The sequence below is a fragment of the Cellulomonas sp. P24 genome (genome assembly GCF_024704385.1).
GTDB lineage: Bacteria > Actinomycetota > Actinomycetes > Actinomycetales > Cellulomonadaceae > JAJDFX01.
In genome coordinates, this window is record NZ_JAJDFX010000002.1 from 2,423,669 (window position 1) to 2,442,014 (window position 18,346).

10 protein-coding genes are annotated in these 18,346 nt (G+C 72.7%); 5 read left to right on the plus strand and 5 right to left on the minus strand.

What is annotated here, in order from left to right:
* The first annotated feature begins 3 nt into the window (after positions 1 to 3).
* Both amrS and LJB74_RS11300 read left to right on the plus strand, forming a co-directional pair.
* Positions 4 to 1,200 carry an AmmeMemoRadiSam system radical SAM enzyme gene (amrS, locus tag LJB74_RS11295; RefSeq protein WP_259308623.1) on the plus strand — a complete coding sequence of 399 codons (1,197 nt, stop codon included), beginning with the start codon at positions 4 to 6 and terminating at the stop codon, positions 1,198 to 1,200.
* 341 nt (positions 1,201 to 1,541) lie between these two features.
* On the plus strand, positions 1,542 to 2,105 hold the full coding sequence (locus LJB74_RS11300) for a hypothetical protein (RefSeq protein WP_259308624.1): 564 nt from the start codon (positions 1,542 to 1,544) through the stop codon (positions 2,103 to 2,105).
* Here LJB74_RS11300 and LJB74_RS11305 read toward each other — a convergent pair.
* The 5 genes from LJB74_RS11305 to LJB74_RS11325 are packed head-to-tail and all read right to left on the minus strand — an operon-like array spanning position 2,092 to position 13,702.
* Complete coding sequence (locus tag LJB74_RS11305) at positions 2,092 to 6,450, minus strand: carboxypeptidase regulatory-like domain-containing protein (RefSeq protein ID WP_259308625.1); 4,359 nt, start codon at positions 6,448 to 6,450, stop codon at positions 2,092 to 2,094. The genes LJB74_RS11300 and LJB74_RS11305 overlap by 14 nt on opposite strands.
* A complete protein-coding gene (locus LJB74_RS11310) occupies positions 6,447 to 8,156 on the minus strand; it encodes a carboxypeptidase-like regulatory domain-containing protein (RefSeq protein WP_259308626.1) in 1,710 nt (569 codons plus the stop codon). The genes LJB74_RS11305 and LJB74_RS11310 overlap by 4 nt, the downstream gene beginning before the upstream one ends.
* On the minus strand, positions 8,153 to 10,750 hold the full coding sequence (locus LJB74_RS11315; protein ID WP_259308627.1) for a carboxypeptidase-like regulatory domain-containing protein: 2,598 nt from the start codon (positions 10,748 to 10,750) through the stop codon (positions 8,153 to 8,155). The genes LJB74_RS11310 and LJB74_RS11315 overlap by 4 nt, the downstream gene beginning before the upstream one ends.
* Position 10,751: 1 nt before the next feature.
* A complete protein-coding gene (locus LJB74_RS11320) occupies positions 10,752 to 12,983 on the minus strand; it encodes a carboxypeptidase regulatory-like domain-containing protein (protein ID WP_259308628.1) in 2,232 nt (743 codons plus the stop codon).
* 5 nt (positions 12,984 to 12,988) lie between these two features.
* On the minus strand, positions 12,989 to 13,702 hold the full coding sequence (locus LJB74_RS11325) for a DUF4255 domain-containing protein (protein ID WP_259308629.1): 714 nt from the start codon (positions 13,700 to 13,702) through the stop codon (positions 12,989 to 12,991).
* A 269-nt stretch (positions 13,703 to 13,971) separates the two neighbouring features.
* Between LJB74_RS11325 and LJB74_RS11330 the strand changes: the two genes are divergently transcribed.
* Genes LJB74_RS11330 through LJB74_RS11340 form a run of 3 tightly spaced genes read left to right on the plus strand, consistent with a single transcriptional unit; the run spans position 13,972 to position 18,346 of the window.
* A complete protein-coding gene (locus LJB74_RS11330; RefSeq protein ID WP_259308630.1) occupies positions 13,972 to 15,924 on the plus strand; it encodes an ATP-binding protein in 1,953 nt (650 codons plus the stop codon).
* A gap of 39 nt (positions 15,925 to 15,963) precedes the next feature.
* Positions 15,964 to 17,973 carry a DUF4157 domain-containing protein gene (locus tag LJB74_RS11335; protein ID WP_259308631.1) on the plus strand — a complete coding sequence of 670 codons (2,010 nt, stop codon included), beginning with the start codon at positions 15,964 to 15,966 and terminating at the stop codon, positions 17,971 to 17,973.
* Between the two features lie 19 nt (positions 17,974 to 17,992).
* Positions 17,993 to 18,346, plus strand: coding sequence for a hypothetical protein (locus LJB74_RS11340; RefSeq protein WP_259308632.1), 354 nt, complete (start codon positions 17,993 to 17,995; stop codon positions 18,344 to 18,346).

The following is an 18,346-nucleotide window of genomic DNA, read 5'->3' on the forward strand; positions in this document are numbered from 1 at the left end:
GACGTGCGCGACGACGACCTGCTGGTGCCCTCGGCGTCCCCCGGCGACGAGGCGGAGGTGCCCGAGCCCGAGCCCGAGCCCCACGTGGAGCCTGAGCCCGACGTGGAGCCTGCGCCTGACGTCGAGACGTGGCCCGACGCCCCGACGGCCCGGTGGTGGACGGCGCTGGACGACGGGCGGCTGCAGTGCGACCTGTGCCCGCGACGCTGCCGGCTGCACCCCGGGCAGCGGGGGTTCTGCTTCGTGCGCGCCCGCGACGGCGACCGGATGGTGCTGACCACGTACGGGCGGAGCTCCGGCTTCGCGATCGACCCGGTGGAGAAGAAGCCGCTCGCGCACTTCTACCCGGGGACCGCGGTGCTGTCGTTCGGCACCGCGGGCTGCAACCTCAACTGCCGGTTCTGCCAGAACTGGGACATTTCCAAGTCCCGCGAGTGGGACCGGCTGGCCGCGATCGCGTCCCCTGACGGCATCGCCCGGGCCGCCGAGTCCGCCGGCTGCGACTCGGTGGCGTTCACGTACAACGACCCGGTGATCTTCGCCGAGTACGCGATCGACACTGCCATGGCGTGCCACGAACGTGGCCTGCACGCCATCGCGGTGACTGCCGGCTACATCGCCCCGGTCGCCCGCGCCGAGTTCTTCGCCCCGATGGACGCCGCGAACATCGACCTCAAGGGGTTCACCGAGGACTTCTACTGGAAGGTGACCGGCTCGCACCTGCGCGACGTGCTCGACACGATCGTGTGGGTGCACGAGCACACCGACACCTGGGTCGAGCTGACGACTCTGCTCATCCCCGGCCACAACGACGCACCCGACGAGATCGAGCGGATGAGCCGGTGGATCCTCGCCGAGATCGGTCCCGACGTGCCGCTGCACTTCTCGGCGTTCCACCCCGATTTCAAGATGCTCGACGTGCCGCCGACGCCTGCCTCGACGTTGCGCACCGCGCGAGCCACCGCGCTCGACGTCGGTCTGCACTTCGTCTACACGGGCAACGTCCACGACCCGTCCGGGGAGACGACCTCGTGCTCGACGTGCGGCCACGTGCTCATCGAGCGCGACTGGTACGAGATCCTCGCGTACACGGTCACCGCCGACGGCCGCTGCCCGGAGTGCGGCACCGTCGTGCCGGGCCGGTTCGGCACCGCCGTCGGCCACTGGGGGCGGCGCTCCCTGCCGGTACGGATCGCGTGACCGGTCGGCTGACCTGCCCGGTCGGCTGACCTGCCCGGTCGGCTGACCTGCCCGGTCGGCCAGGCCACCCGTTGGGCTCACCTGCCCGGTGCGCGCGCACCGTCCGCAGCGCTACCTGCGACACGGTCTGCGCCGCGTGCGACGTCCGACGCTCACCGCCGCACCTGGTGCCAATGGTGCGCGTGGTGCGTCAGGGACTTCTCATGCGTCACCCCAGCCACTCGGGCCCCACGCGCGGCGCGGCGCGCTGGCCGCGTCCAGATGCCGGGACGAATCGAGGCGTGCGCCACAGGTGGGTGCGCGAACATGACGTGCGACTGCGACTGCGACGGAGGGGACCGATGACAGAACGGCTCACCGGCGGAACGGGTGCGATCTGGCTGCGCTGGGTCGCGCTGGTGGCCTTCGGCACCGGGTTCGGGTATGTCGAGGCTGCGGTCGTGACCTACCTGCGTCGGGTCATCGGCTATCACGCCGGGTACCAGGTCGGCGCCCAGAAGGTGTACCTCGACCTCGGGGTGATCTCGTTCGTCCAGCCGCAGCACTCGGTGCTGGTCGACCCCGTGCTCACGCAGGTGGAGGTCGCCCGGGAGGCGGCGACGATCCTCATGCTCGTGGCGATCGGCATCGTCGCGGCCGAGACGTGGGGCCGTCGGCTCGCGGCGTTCTTCATCGCCTTCACGGTGTGGGACCTGACGTACTACCTGTTCCTGCGCGTGATCGACGGGTGGCCGACGAGCCTGCTGGACCAGGACGTGTTCTTCCTGATCCCGGTCACGTGGGTCGGTCCGGTGGCCACCGCGGTGGTCGCGTCGAGCGTCGTACTTGTCGTCGCATCATGGATGTACATCACAGGAGGGCGACGCCTGACGGCCACCTCGTTCACGGCGCCTACGTCACCGTGAACGTCACCCCGGCACTCGTCGACGTTCTGAACGTCGACGTCTCGCCGAAGGTCGCGGTGAGGGTCGCCGTCCCCGCGGTCCACGTCCCCGTGACCGCCGTGGACAGGGTGAGAGTCGCGACCCCGCTGGCGGAGACCGAGGCGGTGCCCAGGCTCGTGCCGTTCCGGTAGAACGTGACCGTCCCCGACCCGACGGTCCTGCCGGTGCTGGTGACCGTGGCGGTCAGCGTGACCGCCGCCGGGGTCGCTGCCGGGAACGTCGAGATGTCCGACGTCAGGGTCGTCGTCGTCGGGTAGCGGACCGTCACCGGGACCGCTGCCGACGTCGACGCCGCGAACGTGCCGGCCCCGCTGTAGGTGGCGGTGAACGACGGGGTGCCCCCGGTCCAGGCCGACGTCGACGGCGTGAGGGTCGCCTTGTAGACGCCCGACAGCCTGGCGACGGCTTGCGGGCTGCCGAGCTGGGTCCCGTCCATGAAGAACGTCACGGTCCCGGCGTCGAGCCCGGTGCCGTTGCCGGAGGCCGGGGTGATCGTCGCGGTGAGCGTGAGCGCGTCGCCGGGGTTGATCGTCGACGCCGAGGCCGTCAGTGCCGTGGTCGTGCCCAGCTGCGTGAGCGTGAACGGCGTCGTGACCTCCGACACCGTCGCGTCCGAGGTGCTGACGGTCGCCGTCGTCGGCGTGACCTGCCACCCCGGCACGTTCGGGGTGACGGTGTAGCTGGACGTGCGGTCGAGGTACACGACCTCGGCACCGGTGTTCACGCCGGCGGTGCCCGAGTACACCTGGGTCCCCGAGGAGGTACCGGAGCTGCGGGTGATGACGAACGGCATCGAGGGTGCGCCGGAGACCGTGGAGGTCGCATCCACCCGGACGCGCATCTCGGAGACCGTGACCGCCGCGGTCGTGGCGCCCGCGGCGATCGATGCCGTGTAGGTCCCGACGTGACCGGCCGGACCTGACACCGTGGCCGTCCAGGCGCCCGGCGGCACCTGGTTGAACGTCGTGGCGAACGTGCTCGGCCCGGTACGCACGGCCGGCTGCGCGGCGAGCGAGAGCCCACCGGCCGGGTCCGGGTCGAGCGCGACCAGGGCACCGGTCAGGTCGAAGCCCTGGGTCGAGGTGAGCGTGACCGTGACCTGGCGGGCGACCGTGTAGAGCACGATGTCCGTCGAGTAGAGCTGGCCCGCGCTGAGCGTGATCGTGCGCGTCGTCGGGCTGTAGCCGGTCGCGCTGATCACGAGCGAGTACGTGCCGTCGGCGATCCCGGTCATCGTGAACGCCCCGGCGGTCGTGGTGGTGCTCTTCAGAAGGGCGCCGCCCGTCCCCGGCACGTGGAGCTCGACCGTCGCCCCGTCCAGGAGCTCGGGGGCGGCCGCACCGGCCTGGCCGGACACGGTGCCGGTGACGGTGTTGGTCCGGGCCGCGATCGGCAGGCTCAGGGTGGTGGGCTCGCCGGCGGCGACGGTGATGTTCACCGTCAGCGGGGCGAAACCGCCACCGGTGATCGACAGCGAGTACGTCCCCGGGTCGATGTTCGCGAACACGTACTTCCCGCTGGTCGGGGCGGTCGCGCACGTCGCGGACGGGACCGTGGTGCAGTTCTGCTCGGTGGTGCCGTCCACCCCGATCAGCGAGACGTCGAGCGCGTTCACGGCCGTCGACGTCGCATCGAGCGGGTCGTACACCGTGACGGTGAGTGTCACCGGGTTGGCCTTGAGGAGCAGGTTCTGGGTGACGTCGGTGCCGGCCGGGACGGTCACCGTGACGGAGGTCGACCCGTCGGCGAAGCTGTACCCGGGCGCCAGGATCGTGACGGTCCAGTCACCGGCGCTGAGGCCCTGGGTCGTCGTGGTCCCGGTGATGCGGTAGGCCCCGGACGTGTCGGTGGTCGCGGTGAACACCTGACCCCCGGCCTGCGACGCCCGGACCTCGACGCCTGCGAGCGTGCTCGTGACGCCGCTGGACCGCTGGACGGACACCGTGCCGCTGATCGTCCCGAGCTTGACGACGGTCACCGGGATCGGTGTCGACTGCCCGGCGGCCACCGTCACCGAGAACGTGTCGAACTGGTAGCCGGCGGCCTGGACGAGCACCTGGTAGGTCCCGCTCGCCATCTGGCCGAACGACACCTGGTTCGTGCCCGGGATCGCCGCCGTCGTGATGTTGCCGGAGCCGGGGCGGATGAGGGTGACGACCGGGTCCTGGACCGCCGTGCCCGGAGCGGCGCCGGTGACGACGGACACCGTCAGGTCACCGAACCGCGGGAGGTCGAACGCGACCGGGGTGAGTGCCGTCGGGAGCACCGGCACCGTGAAGGTCACGGTGCGCGAGTCGAAGCCGGCCAGCGACGCGGTCACCCGGTAGGTGCCCGGACGGACCATCGTCGCGCCCGTGCCACCGCTCGGGTCGGCCGGCTGCGACGGGTCGGACCACACGAGCGTCGCCTGACCCGGCGACCCGGCGACGGCCACGGCGCTGATCCCGGCGTTGCTCGCCCCGGGCGGCCCCTGGTCGACCACGAACGTCATCGCGGCGATCTCGGACGCGGTCGGTGCCGGTGCCCCGGTGAACGTGACGGTGCCGGAGAACGGTCGTCCCGACGGCTCGAGCACCAGCGGCGACGCGAGGTCGGAGATCGGGATGTTCGTCCGGGTGAGGGTGCGGTAGGGCGCGGTGCCCCCACCGGGGGCCGGGTAGGACACGGTGACGCTCACCAGGTCGGTGACGAGCGGCAGGTACACCTTGGACGGGTCGGTGGCGTCCGCCTGCGCGGCGACGACCTGGAACGCGCCGTTCGCGTCCGTCGTCGCCGTGGCCGACGTCGTCACCGGGACGAGCCCCGAGTAGCCCGTGACCCCGGTGAGCTGGACGGTCGCACCGGCCACGGGACTGAGTGCCGTCGCGGCGAGCTGGGTGACGACCGTGCCGCCGAACGCGCTCCGCGGACGCGTGAGCACCACCTGGGTGGAGATCTCCTGGTTGTTGCCGATCGTCACGGCGGCGGACGATGCCGTGAGCTGGACGGCTGACGTCGCACCGGGCGGCGTCGTCGTCCACGTGACGTCGAACCGGTAGGTGCCGGACGGGAGGTGCGTGACGACGACCTGACCGTCGGCGCCGGTCGTCCAGGGAGTCGCCGGAGGCGTGTAGGTCCCCGACGACAGGCGCACTGCGGTCACGACGGCACCGTCCGCGGGCAGCAACGCGCTCGTGCCGCTGTCCGACAGGACGCTGACGTCCACCCGCGCCAGGCGGTCCATCGTCGCGTCGTATCGCCGGACGTCCCCGGGGTTCAGGACGATCGCGACCGGGGCGACCGGGAGGTACTCGTCGTCGCCGGGGATCACGGAGATGTCGAACTGCCCGCTCCCGAGCCGCTCGAGGTCGTACGAGCCGTCCGGCTTGGTGGCCGCGCACTTCGCGCCGCCGGTGATCGTGCAGGTGACCGTGCCGTCGGGTGCCGTCGACACGGTGCAGGGCCCGAGCGTCCCGGTGGACCCGGTCGGGCGGGCGACCACGCAGGTACCGGCCGGGACGGCGCCGACCCGCGCGAGGATCGTCCCGACGACCGACGGCGACGGGTACAGGGCCACCTGGGCCGCCTCGACGGTCTGACCCATCGGGACCTTGACCTTGACGGTGCCGGGCTCGTAGCCGGGTGCCGAGATGGTCAGCGTGTACAGGCCGGGGAGCAGGCCGGCGGTGCCGGGGGCCGGGATGACGTACTCGAGGTCCGGGGCGGACGTCACCGTGATGGTGCGGGTCGACCCGTCGGCGGCCGGCGCCGTCATCGTCACGGTGATCTGGCACACCTCGGGCTTGCCGCTCGGGTCCACACCGAGGTTGGTGCACGTGATCTGGCCGTTGGTACGCGCGTCGGAGACCCGGCCGCGGATCACCGACGTCGCGAGCAGACCGGACCCGGGGATCGGCGTCATCTCGAGGTCCGAGGTCGCCGCGGACCCGGCCGTGACCTTCACCGGCGCGTACGCGTCGAGGTGACCGAAGAGCTGCGCGGAGAGCACGTAGCTGCCCGGTGCGATGCCGTTGAACCGGAACGTCCCGTTCGCGTCCGACGTGCTCATCGTCTTGTAGGTGTTCACGCCGTCGGTCAGCGTGAGCCCGGCCCCGCCGAGGCCCGTCCCGCCCGGGTCCCGGACGGTGCCCTGCACGACGCCCGTCGACAGCCCGAGGCGCACGTCGAGCCGTGCCGCCGAGGCGCTCGTCCCGAGCGTCACCTGCGTGGTCTGCGAGGCGTACCCCGGGCCGCCCACCGTCACCGTGTACGTCGACGGGACGGGGAGGTTCGCGAGCACGAAGGTGCCGACCTGACCCGACGTCACGGTCGACGCCGTCCGGGTGGTGGTGCCGTCGGTCGCCGTGACCGTGAGCCCACCGAGGCCGCTGATCCCCCGAGGGCATCAGGGCCGGTGACCGTACCGGCGAGCGACGCCACTCCGTGCGCGAGCGCCAGGTCGACCACTGCGGAACCGCCGGCGGTCAGCGTCACGAGCCGCGACTGCGCACCGAAGCCCGCGCCGGCGGCGGTGACCAGGTAGGTGCTCGGTGTCGACAGGCCGTCGACCGACCAGGCGCCGACGGTGCCCTCGGTCGCGCTGCTCGTCGTCACCACGTTCGTCCCGTCGGTGATCGTGACGCTCACGCCGCCGAGCGGGCCGTCCGGGCCGGTGATCTGCCCGGACATCCGGCCGGCCCCGGCGATCATCGCGATCTTCAGCGGAGCGGCCGCGGCTGCGGCCCCGGTCATCTCGAAGCGCTGGGTCTGGAACCCGGGCTTGGACACCGTGATGAGGTAGTTGGACTGTGCCGACATCCCGGCGACCGCCCAGGTGCCGTCGTTGAGGGACGACGTGTCCCGGGCGGCGTCGACCGCTCCGGTCGGCTGCAGGACGAGCGACGAGGCGGAGATCTTGCCGAAGCCGCCGCCGCCCGTCGACCCGCTGGTCAACGACGCGTTGACGGCCGTCGCGCCGGTCGTCGTGGATCCGGACGCCGCGCTGCTCCCGATGAGCTGGCTCGCCGGGACGACGGAGATGTGGAACCCGGCAGGGTCGGCGGCGGTGATGATCCCGCCGATGCGGACCCCGGCCTGGGCGGCCCCGGTGCCGCCCGTGCCCCCGGTCCCGCCCGTGCCCCCGGTCCCGCCCGTGCCGCCCGACGCGGCCCCGCCGGTGCCCCCGGTCGCAGTCGGCGTGGCGCTCGGGGCGACCTGGCCGCTCGCGGGCGCCGCGGTGGTCTGCTGGTTCGTGCGCTGGGACAACCACGGCAGACCGACGGCGATGCCGGCGATCCACAGGGCGACCACGGCCAGCATCGCCACCGCCCGCAGGGCACTCGCGGGGAACATCGGGCGAGAGGTCAGCACACCGTGCGACCGTGCCGGGGCCTGCTCGCCGTGGGCGACCACCGAGTACGACGTGCGACTGCGATGCCCGATCAGGCGTGGCCGGGCGACGGAGAGCCGGACCGGCAGGCGGACCGTCGCGTGCGCGGGAACGGTCACGACCTGACCCTCGAGGTCGATCCGCAGGTCCCGCGTCGTGGCGCTGTCCAGGAGCACCGCGGCCGGGTGCTCCCCGCTGTTGCTCAGCACCACCGTCACCCGGCGGGAGAAGACGGCGGTGGCCTCGGCCGGTTCGACGCTGAGGACCACGGTGCTCGGCGCGTCGACCGTGACGGTGGCGTCGAGCAGCGTGACGGGGCCGCCCGGGCCGCCGGGCACCTGTGCCTGGACGGCGAGCGCGTACGCGTACGAGCCGGGGACGGCGCCGCGCGCCACCCCGATGCCCAGCTCGACGGAGACGGTCGCGTCGGCCACGACGGCAGGCACGCGCACGGGCTGCGCGTGCCACTCGCCGTCGAGCCCGATCGCGGAGATCGTCAGGTCGCGCGGACCGTCGGCGAGGTTGCGCACGTGCACGCGGACGACGGCGGTCTGCCCCGAGGGCGCGTGGGTGCCTGGCTCGACCGCGACGCTCACGGTCGGCCTGCCGGGGGTCGGTGCGTTCATCGTCTCGTCGTCCCTCATGGTCCGGGGATCGTGATGTTCTGGGTGAGCTGCTCGCTCGGGTTGAGCGTCACCGGTGGTGACGTGGCCGCGGCGGCGCCGTTCGCGGACGGTTTCACCTCGAGGATGTAGAACGCCGGAGCGTCGACGTTGACGAACGAGTACGCGCCCGAGCCGTCGGTGGTCGTGGTGGCGACCGGTGCCGCGGCGGTGCCGTAGTCCGAGGCGAGGTACAGGTCGACCTCGGCGCCCACGGTCGGCACCCCGCCCTTGTCGACGACTCCGGAGATCGCTGCCGGGGAGACGAGGACCGGGTTGATCGTCTTGACCTGCCCGGCCACGAGCGTGACGATCATCGACGTCGGTCGGGTGCCCTTGCGGCTGAACGTCACGGTGTAGGTGCCCGGCGGCAGGCCCTGCATGACGAACGACCCGACCGCGTTCTCCGGGGTCGACGCGGACGTCACGGTGAACTGCGCCTGGCCGGAGCTCGCGGAGATCTGCACGTTCCCGGTGGGGGTCGCTGTGCCGCCGCCGGCCGGGCTCTGCGTCACGGTCCCGAGGATCTTCGCCGTGGCGAGGCGCATCTGGACGTTGACCTGCGTGGCGCTCGGCGCGCCGGCGGTCACGTGGCCGAACCCGTCGATGCTCACCGAGAGCACCTGCGACTCGAGGTCGGCACGGGAGAACGTCACGGTGTACGTGCTCGGGATCCGCAGCCCGGAGAGCGCCCACGAGCCGACCGGGGACTGGCTCTGCGTGACGGTCTGACGGGTGTCGGCACCGTCCGTGACCGTCACGGTCACCCCGCCGGTCCCGTCGGGTGCCGTCGCCGTCCCGGAGAGCGTGCCGGACGCCGCGCCGAGGGTCACGGCGACCCCGGTGAGCTTCTGCGCCGGACCGAGGTTGAGGTTGAGGGTCGCCGACGCGTAGTTCGGCGCGCTGATCACGACGGTGAACGTCCCCGGGGTCGGCAGCCCGCGCAGCGTGAACCCGCCCGGGGTGTCCTGCGTGAGCGTGACGGTGCGCACCGACACCTGGCCGTACGTCGCGACGACCGTCGCCCCGGGGATCGGCCCGCCGGCCCCCGACACGACCCCGGAGATCGTCCCGTCGCCCTCGAGGAGCTGGATCTCGATGCCGGTCCGTTTCTCACCTGCGGCGACGTCGATCCGTTGCACCTGGGTGCTGTACCCGGTCTCGGTCGTCACGAGGTCGTAGACCGCCGGTGACGGGACCTGGTCGAGGGTGAACGTGCCGTCCGCACCGACCGGGACGCTGCGCACCACCGCCCCGGACGTGGCGGTGGCCGGCGCCTCGCCCGGCACCGGCGCGACGTTGCCGGCCAACGGGGGGACGTCCAACGGCAGCTCGAGCCGCACGACCGCACCGGCGAGGTTCGCACCCGTCACGGTGCCGGACACGCTCGCGGGCACACCGCCGACGAGGACCGTGAGGTCCGTGACGCTCTGGCCGGCGTTCAGCTTCACGAGCTGGGCCTTGTCCGCGGTCGCCGCGGACGGGTACCAGACCTCGGCGAACCCGGCGGCCCGGAAGCGCAGGGCGTACGAGCCGGCCGGCAACGAGCCGATGTGGAAGGCGCCCGAGGCGTCCGTCGCCGTCGTCGCCACCGGCGCGGTGGTGTCCGACTCGTCGAACGCGTCGACGGAGACCGCCGCGACGCCGTCGCCCGTCGAGAGCAGGCGGACCTGGCCGCCGAGGGACGACGTCCCGGTCGTCGCCTTCTGCGTGCGGGCCTGGGCGACCTGGAGCGCGACGTCACGGTCGGCGGCCGAGCGCTTCACCACGCCGCCCAGCGCCGTCGTGATGACGATCGCGAAGATCGAGATCGCGACGAGCAGCCCGAGCATGGCGAGCAGCCCACGACCGAAGACGGGCTTCTGGACGAACGCCCCCATCGCCGCCGGGGGGCCGTCCGTCGGCGGCTCGGCCTCGAGCTGCTTGACGTCGACGACCGGCACGGGGGCCGCCGGGCCCGCGGCAGGCCAGGTGGCCATCGCAGGGGTGGCGCGGTTCGCGATGCGCAGCTCGAAGGACCGCGGCTCGGGCGATCCCACCAGCTTCCGCTTCGCGCTCGTGCGGAGCTCCGCGAACTGCTGCTCGCCCGGGCTCAGGTGGAACTCCGGCGGGTCGAACCTGAACGTGATCGCGCTCTCCGGGTCGGTCCCGACGACGGCGCCGTCGATCGTGGTGTTCCCGTTGTTCGCGATCGCCACGCCGAACACGGCCGACCGTCCGCCGGTCACGATCGTCGGGTCGAGCTGGACGTCGACGCGGGTGATGCCCGCGACGTCGATGACCAGCTCCTCGACGGTGGTGCGCCCCGGTGCGGTCAGCTCGCGCACCTGCACGGCGACCCGCCGCTCACCGGCCGGCAGCGCCGCCGGGAGGTCGAGCGTGAGGGTCACGGCGGCCGTCTCGCTGGGGAAAAGCGTCGGCTCGGGCTGGTCGATCTGGACCCAGGCAGGGTCGACGCCGAGGCAGCGGACCGCGTACCCGCTGATCACGTCACCGGTGTTGGTGATGGTCACGATCGCGGTGGTCGGGTTGCCGGCGACCGCGGCGATCCGGCGGGGGGCGACGTCGAGGCGCATCTCAGCCCACCGCCGGCAGGGTCAGGTTCTGGGTGACGGTCGACCCGGCGACGACCTGCACGACCGCCGTGGTGACGACGCGCCCCGCCTCCGACAGCGTCACGGAGTACGCGCCGGGCGGCAGCTGGGCGAACGAGTAGAACCCGGCGGGTGAGCCGGCGACCGCGGTGGACGTCGTCTTCCAGGTGTGCTGGCCGTCCGTGGCCTGCACCTCGACCCCGGCCGTCCCGGTGCCCCCCGACTGCACGACGCCCTGCACCGTGCCCCACGACGGGCGCATCGTCACGGTGACCGCGGGGGTCGTCCCCGTCGTGAGGTCGACGGCGACGCTCTGCGCCGCGTACCCCGGCAGGGTGACCATCAGGGTGTAGAGCCCCGGCTTGAGGCCCGCCAGGGTGAACGCCCCGACGTTGCCGGTCGTGAGGGACGTGCCCGTCACGGTGGTCGGGCCACCGGTCGCGGTGATGGTCGCCTGCCCGAGCCCGCTGCCGTCGGGCGCGAGGATCCGGCCGTTGACGGTGCCGGCGCCGCCGGTCATCGTGACGGCGACGTCGTTCTTGGACTGGCCGGCGGTGAGGTCGACCACGACGGTCGCGGTGGTGAACCCGTTGGCCGCGAACGTCACGACGTACGTGCCGGGGGTCGGCAGGCCCGGGATGACGAAGGTGCCGACGGCGCCGAGCGTCGGGGTCCCGACGACGACCGGCGTGCCGCCCACGCTCGTCGTCACCACCACGCCACCGAGGGGGTGGCTGCCGTCGCTGACCGTCCCGGAGATCTGCCCGGTGCCGGACGCGAGGGTCACCGTCGGGGCGAACCGGGTCTGGCCGCCGGTCACGCTCTCGGTGATGGTCGAGGGCTGGTATCCCGGCGCCGTGAAGGACAGCTCGTAGGTGCCCGGCGCCACGACGTCCGGCAGCGTGAACGTCCCGTCCGCCGCGGTCTGGACGGTGCGGGTGAGGGTGGCGTCGTCACGGGCCCACGTCGCGCGGGCCACCACGGTCGTGACCACCGGGGTCGTCACGGACCCGACGTCGACCTTGCCGTTGATCACCGCCGGGTTGCCGGTGATCGTCAGGTTCACGTCGCCCGTGACCTTCTGCGCGACGGCGTTGACGAGCTTCGCCCCGGAGGAGTCGGCGGCGCTCGGGTACCAGACCGGTGTGTAGCCGTCCGCCTTGATGCTCACCAGGTACGAGCCGGGGTACAGCCCGGCGATCGCGTAGCTGCCGTCCTGCTGGGTCGCGGCCGACCCGACCACGACGAGCCCGGTGCGCGACGTGCGCCACGCCTCGACGGTGATGCGCCCCACGCCCAGGCCGTCGCTGGCGGCGGTGACGGTGCCGGCGAGCGTCCCGCCGACGCCGGCGGGCAGGACGCCGGTGCGTGGCACGGCGCCGGCGGGTGCCCCCGAGGCCGTGGTGTCGGCTGCGGCGGCGGTCCCTGCGGCACCCGCGACCGAGGTGGCGGCGAAGAACGACGCGGGGGCGACCTTCGTGTACGGGTCGGAGCCGAGGATCGCGCCGACGCCGAACAGGAAGATCGACGCCCAGACCCCGAGGATCGCGAGGAGCACGATCGCCGTGATCACGCCCGCGCTCAGCCGCGAGCGCTGCCGCAGCACGAGGGGCACCACCTCGTGCTGGTCGAGAGCGGTCGCCTCGACCTGCAGGGCGCGCTCGCGGTCGCCGCCCAGCAGCTGACGCGGCCCCTGGACGCGGACCGTGCACGTGGCGGTGGTCCCCGGCGGGAGGCTCAGGGTCGACGGCGTGAGGGTCGCCTGCAGGCTGCGGTCGCTGTCGGTCGCGCGCAGCGCGACGTCGAGCGGGACGTTGCCGCGGTTGCGGACCTTGATCTCGAAGCTCGCGCGCCGCCGCGACCGCACGACGGACGGTGCGGCGCTGATCGAGAGCTGCGGTCGGCTGCCGACGACGAGGTCGACGTCGTGGTGGACGGCGTCGGTGACCCCGGCCTGCCCGACGACCCGGACGGTGATCGGGTGCGTGCCGGCCGGGAAGCTCTCCGGGAGGTCGAGCCGCACGACGAGCTGACCGGTCGCGTCCGGGAACAGCGCGAGCACCGACGGGCGTGACGTCGTGTGCTCGACGGGCAGCCCCACGACGTGGGCGCTCACCCCGTCGATGACGGTTCCGGTGTTGACGACGTCCAGGAGGATCTCCCCCGACCCTCCGGGGGCGACCTCGAGCACGTCGACGCCGCTGACCACGCGCACGGCAGCTACGACCTGTCGTCGGGAACGGTCGCGTGGAGCGTTCCGTCGGCGTCGCGTCTCACGGGGAGGTCGGCACCCGCGCGGTCGGCCGGACCGATGGTCGGGCGCGTCCTGGCCGGCATCGGCGGGCGGGACAGCTGGTTGAGGCTGCCGTCGACGGAGGTGACGCCACGCGGTGCGGTCTCCCACGGGTAGGCGTCGGCGGCGACGGTCGCGAGCAGCGTGAACGAGGCCTTGAGGGTGCCGCCGAGCCCGCCCCAGACGTCCCGCGGGCGGTTCACGGTGTCGTCGGCGAGCGTGAGCTGCACGTTGGAGCTGAGCGGCGTGGCGAGGTGCTCGGGTGGCAGGATCTGCTGGGCGAGCAGCCGGGTCAGCACGTCACCGAGCAGCTGGTGCTCGTCGCGGGTGCTCCCCGCCCACGCGCTCACCAGGTAGGACAGCTGGACCATCGGCAACGGTGCGCGGCGCTCGAGGCTGCCGTCCGCGGCGGTGCGCGGGGCGGACGGGCGCGGCGGCTGCGGGCTCCGGGACACCTGGTACAGGAAGAGGCTGACCGTGATCCGGTTCACCTGGGCGGCCCAGGTCGACGACGGCGGCTCGAAGGAGACGTCGCCGATCTCGTTCGACAGGGGGAGCGCCGACCGCAGGTAGCTCTCCAGCCCGTCCTCGACGGTAGGGATGAGGATGATGCTCTCCCTTCTCGTCGCGCGGCGTGCCACCCGTGGACCCGTACCCACCCAGCACCCAGCGCATACCCGAGAGGCGTTCTCGATGCTACGAATTGCCCGGAACAGCCAACATCGGTAATCACTACCGAAGTTCGCCGCGGGTGCTCGACCGGACCCGTGACCTCGCAGCAGACTCGATCCCGGACGAGGCGGTGAGAGCCCGGGCCGTGCCGGGCGCGTCGCGCGCGCGGGGGCACGGGTCGGCCGCTCGCTCAGGTTCCCGTTCGACCCGTTCGTCGTCTGCTGCCGGGAGGCCTGTGATGCGCGAGCGCCTGACCGCTCTGCTCAAGCCGCTGGCGCTCGCCGTGGACCGTCGCGGTGGCCTCGACCCCCAGCTCGCAGGGCGGCTCGGGGCCGTGATGGACGTGCTGCGCGACGAGTACGACGGCGCGGGTCCGTCCGGGGAGTGCCGGGGTCTCGCCGGGGAGGACCGGCTCGCCGGGCTGGCCGACGTGTTCGACCTCGACCCGGTCGACGTCGACCTGCTGACGATCGCCGCGGCTCCTGATCTCGACGCGAACCTCGCGCTCGCGTTCGGCCTGCTCCGCGGCGCGACGGTGCCGGCGCGGGCCTCGGTCGGGCTCGCGCTCGAGCTGGTCGGGCTGCCGACGCTGTCCGGTGCGGGTCCTGCCCGCCTCGGCGTCGGCGCACCCGTCCGGCGGCACGGGTTGCTGGACGTGTCGTCGGGCGAGCCGTGGCTGCTCCGGGACCTGTGGGTGCCCGACCGGGTCGTCGCGCACCTGCTCGGCGTGGACGAGGTCGACCCGGAGGTCGCAGCGGCCGTGATCGACCCGGTGCCGATCACCGGGCTGGATGCCGACGGGCTCCTCGCGGCGGCGGTCGAGGCCGGTGTGCCGCTCGTCTGGGTGCGGTCCCCCCTGGGTGCCGGTGGGCTGTCCCTCGCCGCCGGGGCGCTCGCGGCGGCGGGCGTCGGGTGCCTGGCCGTCGATCTCGCGCGCGTGCCACCGTCGGCGGACCTCGCGCGTCTGGTCGTGGTGGTGACCCGTGAGGCGGCGCTGCGCGGCGCAGGGTTGGTGGTCGCGCATGCCGAGCGCGTCGCGGAGCACGACCCCGCGGCCGTGTTCGCTGCTCTCGTGGAGGCCGCCGTCCCGGTGCTGGCCGTCGGCGAGAAGGCGTGGCAGCCCACGTGGCTGTCCCACCACCCCCTCGTCGTGGAGGCGCCGGCGGTGTCGACCGAGGACCGTGCGGCGGTGTGGGACGCGCACCTCGGTGTCGCCGACCACAGCCTGTCGACGCTGCGGCTGGCCCCGGAGTCGATCGCCGACGCGGCGCAGTACGCGACGCGCCTCGCGCTGATCACCGGCACGGAGGTGTCGGTGGACTCGGCTCGGGCGGCCGCGCGCCGGGTGGGCGGGTCGATGACGACCGGTGCGGCGCTGGCGCCCCGGCGTCCGCCGTCGTTCGAGGACCTCGTGCTCCCCGAGCACGCCGGCGCGACGCTGCGACGGCTGGTGTCCTGGGCGCGGCACCGCGACGAGGTGCTGGCCGACGGGCGCCTCGTCGACGTCGGCGGCAAGGGGACCGGGATCGCGGCGCTCTTCAGCGGCAGCCCGGGGACGGGCAAGACGCTGGCCGCCCATGTGATCGCTGCGGAGCTCGGGCTCGACCTGTACCGGGTGGACCTGTCGTCGATCGTCGACAAGTACATCGGGGAGACCGAGAAGAACCTCGAGCGGGTGTTCCACGAGGCGGAGAGCCTGAACGTCCTGCTGTTCTTCGACGAGGCCGATGCGCTGTTCGGCAAGCGCTCGGACGTGAAGGACGCGCACGACCGCTACGCGAACCAGGAGGTCGCGTACCTGCTGCAGCGCATGGAGAACTTCGACGGGATCACCATCCTGGCGACCAACCTGCAGGGGAACCTCGATCCGGCGTTCAGCCGTCGCATGAGCTTCATCGTGCACTTCCCGGACCCGGACGCTCCGACGCGGCACCGGTTGTGGGAGGCGAACCTGGCGCGGGTCGAGACCGACCCGGACGACCCGGTGCAGGTCGCCCACCTGGCCAGGCAGGTCGAGCTCGCGGGCGGCGACATCCGCAACATCGTGCTCGCGGCCGCGTACGACGCGATCGCGTCCGGCTGTGCGGTCGGCATGCGGCACGTCCTGGCGGCGACGGTGGCCGAGTACCAGAAGCTCGGGCGTCGCGTGCCCGCGAACGGGTTCGTCCCCGACGGGGCCGGACCGGCATGACGAGGTCGGGCGAGACTCACATCGAAGGAGGAGCCGACGATGCCGGCTGAGGGCGAGCGCACCACACTCACGAAGCAGCACGCGGGCCCCGCCCCTGCGCCGGCGGCTCCCACGGTGGTCCGGTCGGCACCGGACACCCCGGACACCCCGGGCACGCCGGGCACGGTGGCCGTCCCGGGGCTGGCCGTCGCGATCCAGCGGAGCGCGACGACGGACGACCCTCTCGGCGGCACGACCGCCCCGCCCGAGATCGGTGACGCGCTGCGCCGTCGCCAGGGCGGTGGTCGCCCCCTCGACGCCGGTGTCGCGGAGCGGATGGGCGAGGCGATGGGGGCCGACTTCAGTCGGGTCCGGGTCCACGACGACGCCGAGGCGGACCGGATCGCCCGCTCCGTCCAGGCCACCGCCTTCACGGCCGGGACGGACCTGTACTTCTCCCGTGGCACCTACGCGCCCGGGTCGGCGGGAGGTGACCACCTGCTGAGCCACGAGCTCGCGCACGTCGTCCAGGGCGGTGCGGGCGCGCCGGCCGGAGCGGGCCCGGTGATCGGGCGCGCGGACGACCCTGCCGAGGCGGCCGCCGACGCGATGGCGGACCACGCGGTGCGTCGCCTGCAACGGCAGGCGTCGCGGGTCGGCGGGTCGGCCGAGGCGGCGGTGCCCGGTGCGGCGGCGAGCGACGCCGGCGCGGGGGCGGCAGGAGGCACCGGCGCGCTGCGGCGGCAGGCGGTTCGCGCGGGGTCGACGACGATCCGCCGCTGGAACCCGTTCAAGAAGCTCTTCGGCGGGAAGAAGAAGAAGACCACGAACGCTCCCGTCACGGTGCCGGACGCGCCCCTCCTCACGCCGGCACCGAGGGTCGAGGCGCCGCAGGACCAGGTGGTGGCCCCGCCGCTCCCCGAGTCGAGCTCGAGCACACCGCCGGTGGTCTCCCAGGACCAGGTGGTGGCCCCGCCGTCGCAGACGACTCCGTCGGTCGACCAGGAGCAGGTGATCGCCCCGCCGCTGCCAGAGACGACGTCGGGTGACCAGGTGCAGGAGGTGCAGGAGGTGCAGACGCAGTCGCCCGAGACGACCCCGGAGCAGCAGCCTCTGGCGCCGCCCACCCCGAAGACCGCCAAGGAGCGTTTCACGGAGGCGTGCGACCCGCAGACCGCGCCGCCGAACAAGATCGTCGCCAAGCAGCGCATGGACGTGTTGCGTCAGCTGATCACCACGTTCTCGCGCGCGGAGAAGAAGTCCATCGCGGACGACGGCGCGGCGATGGCGATCGGGCGCGCGCACCTCGGTGACCTCTACTACATGTCGCTCCTCGCCGCGGTGGACATGGCGAAGAAGAAGACGAAGTCCAACGGGACGAAGGTCAAGCACCACCTGACCGGTGCCGAGGCGGACGAGTTCATCAAGACGAACATCGAGGACTACCCGCACATCAAGCCGTTCATCGCGGCGGCCGTGAGCGCCGGGAAGAAGGGCGAGGGCTACGTCGCGAGCATCTCGCCGGAGGACTGGGCGATCGTCTACGGCGTCGAGTTCCCGACCGACTCCGTCGAGGAGGAGCAGAGCACCAACGCCTACGCCTCCACCAAGAACAAGGACGAGCCGGCCATCCTGCACGCCGACCGCGGCACTCCCAGCACCGCCATCCATGAGAGCATGCACCGCTACGCCAAGGACAACGTCCTGGACGTCTTCGGTTTCGACCTCAACGAGGGCATGACCGAGTACTTCACCCGGATGCTCACGACGAAGAACGCCACCCCCACCAAGGACGGTGGCCCCGAGCGCGACAACTACGACGACAACGTGAAGTTCGTGCGTGGCATGATCCGCATCCTCGGCGCGAACAAGGTCGAGCAGGAGACCGTGCTCGGTGAGATCTACTTCGAGGGCAAGACCGCCAAGCTCGAGGAGAAGTTCCGCGCGGCCTGGAAGGCGAAGGACAGCACGCTCACGACGGAGCAGCTCAACACGACATGGGCGTCGTTCAAGAGGAACATCAGCGACGGCAAGTGGTCGAGGGCGAAGAGGCAGCTCCCGGCGGCGTGACGGTGGACAAGGAGACCCGATGGCCCGCATGACCGCTCAACGCGGCCGCATCCTCGCGCTGCTGCGCCTGACGAACGACCCGGACGTCCAGGAGACCGATGCGGTCCCCGCGGCGGAGGATCTCGACGCCCTCGACGCGATCGGGTTCGACTGGGACGGCGAGCAGGCGCACATCTCGGTGTACGAGTTCGACGACTACGACGACGCAGTCGAGGCGCAGGAGAGGCTGCAGGGCTACGCCGCGCAGACCGATCTCGCCGTGGTGACCACGGTCAACGGCGACCTGCTGCTGTGGGCCACGGCCCCGAACGGCGACGAGGGCGCACTGCGCCGGATCGACGGGCTGGCCAGCTCGTTCGCCGGCAGGGAGTAG

Coding starts and splice junctions, on each gene's coding strand:
- LJB74_RS11310 (WP_259308626.1), bottom strand. CDS start 8,156: ATGAGGGACGACGAGACGATGAACGCACCGACCCCCGGCAGGCCGACC.
- LJB74_RS11300 (WP_259308624.1), top strand. CDS start 1,542: ATGACAGAACGGCTCACCGGCGGAACGGGTGCGATCTGGCTGCGCTGG.
- LJB74_RS11315 (WP_259308627.1), bottom strand. CDS start 10,750: ATGCGCCTCGACGTCGCCCCCCGCCGGATCGCCGCGGTCGCCGGCAAC.
- LJB74_RS11335 (WP_259308631.1), top strand. CDS start 15,964: ATGCCGGCTGAGGGCGAGCGCACCACACTCACGAAGCAGCACGCGGGC.
- LJB74_RS11340 (WP_259308632.1), top strand. CDS start 17,993: ATGGCCCGCATGACCGCTCAACGCGGCCGCATCCTCGCGCTGCTGCGC.
- LJB74_RS11330 (WP_259308630.1), top strand. CDS start 13,972: ATGCGCGAGCGCCTGACCGCTCTGCTCAAGCCGCTGGCGCTCGCCGTG.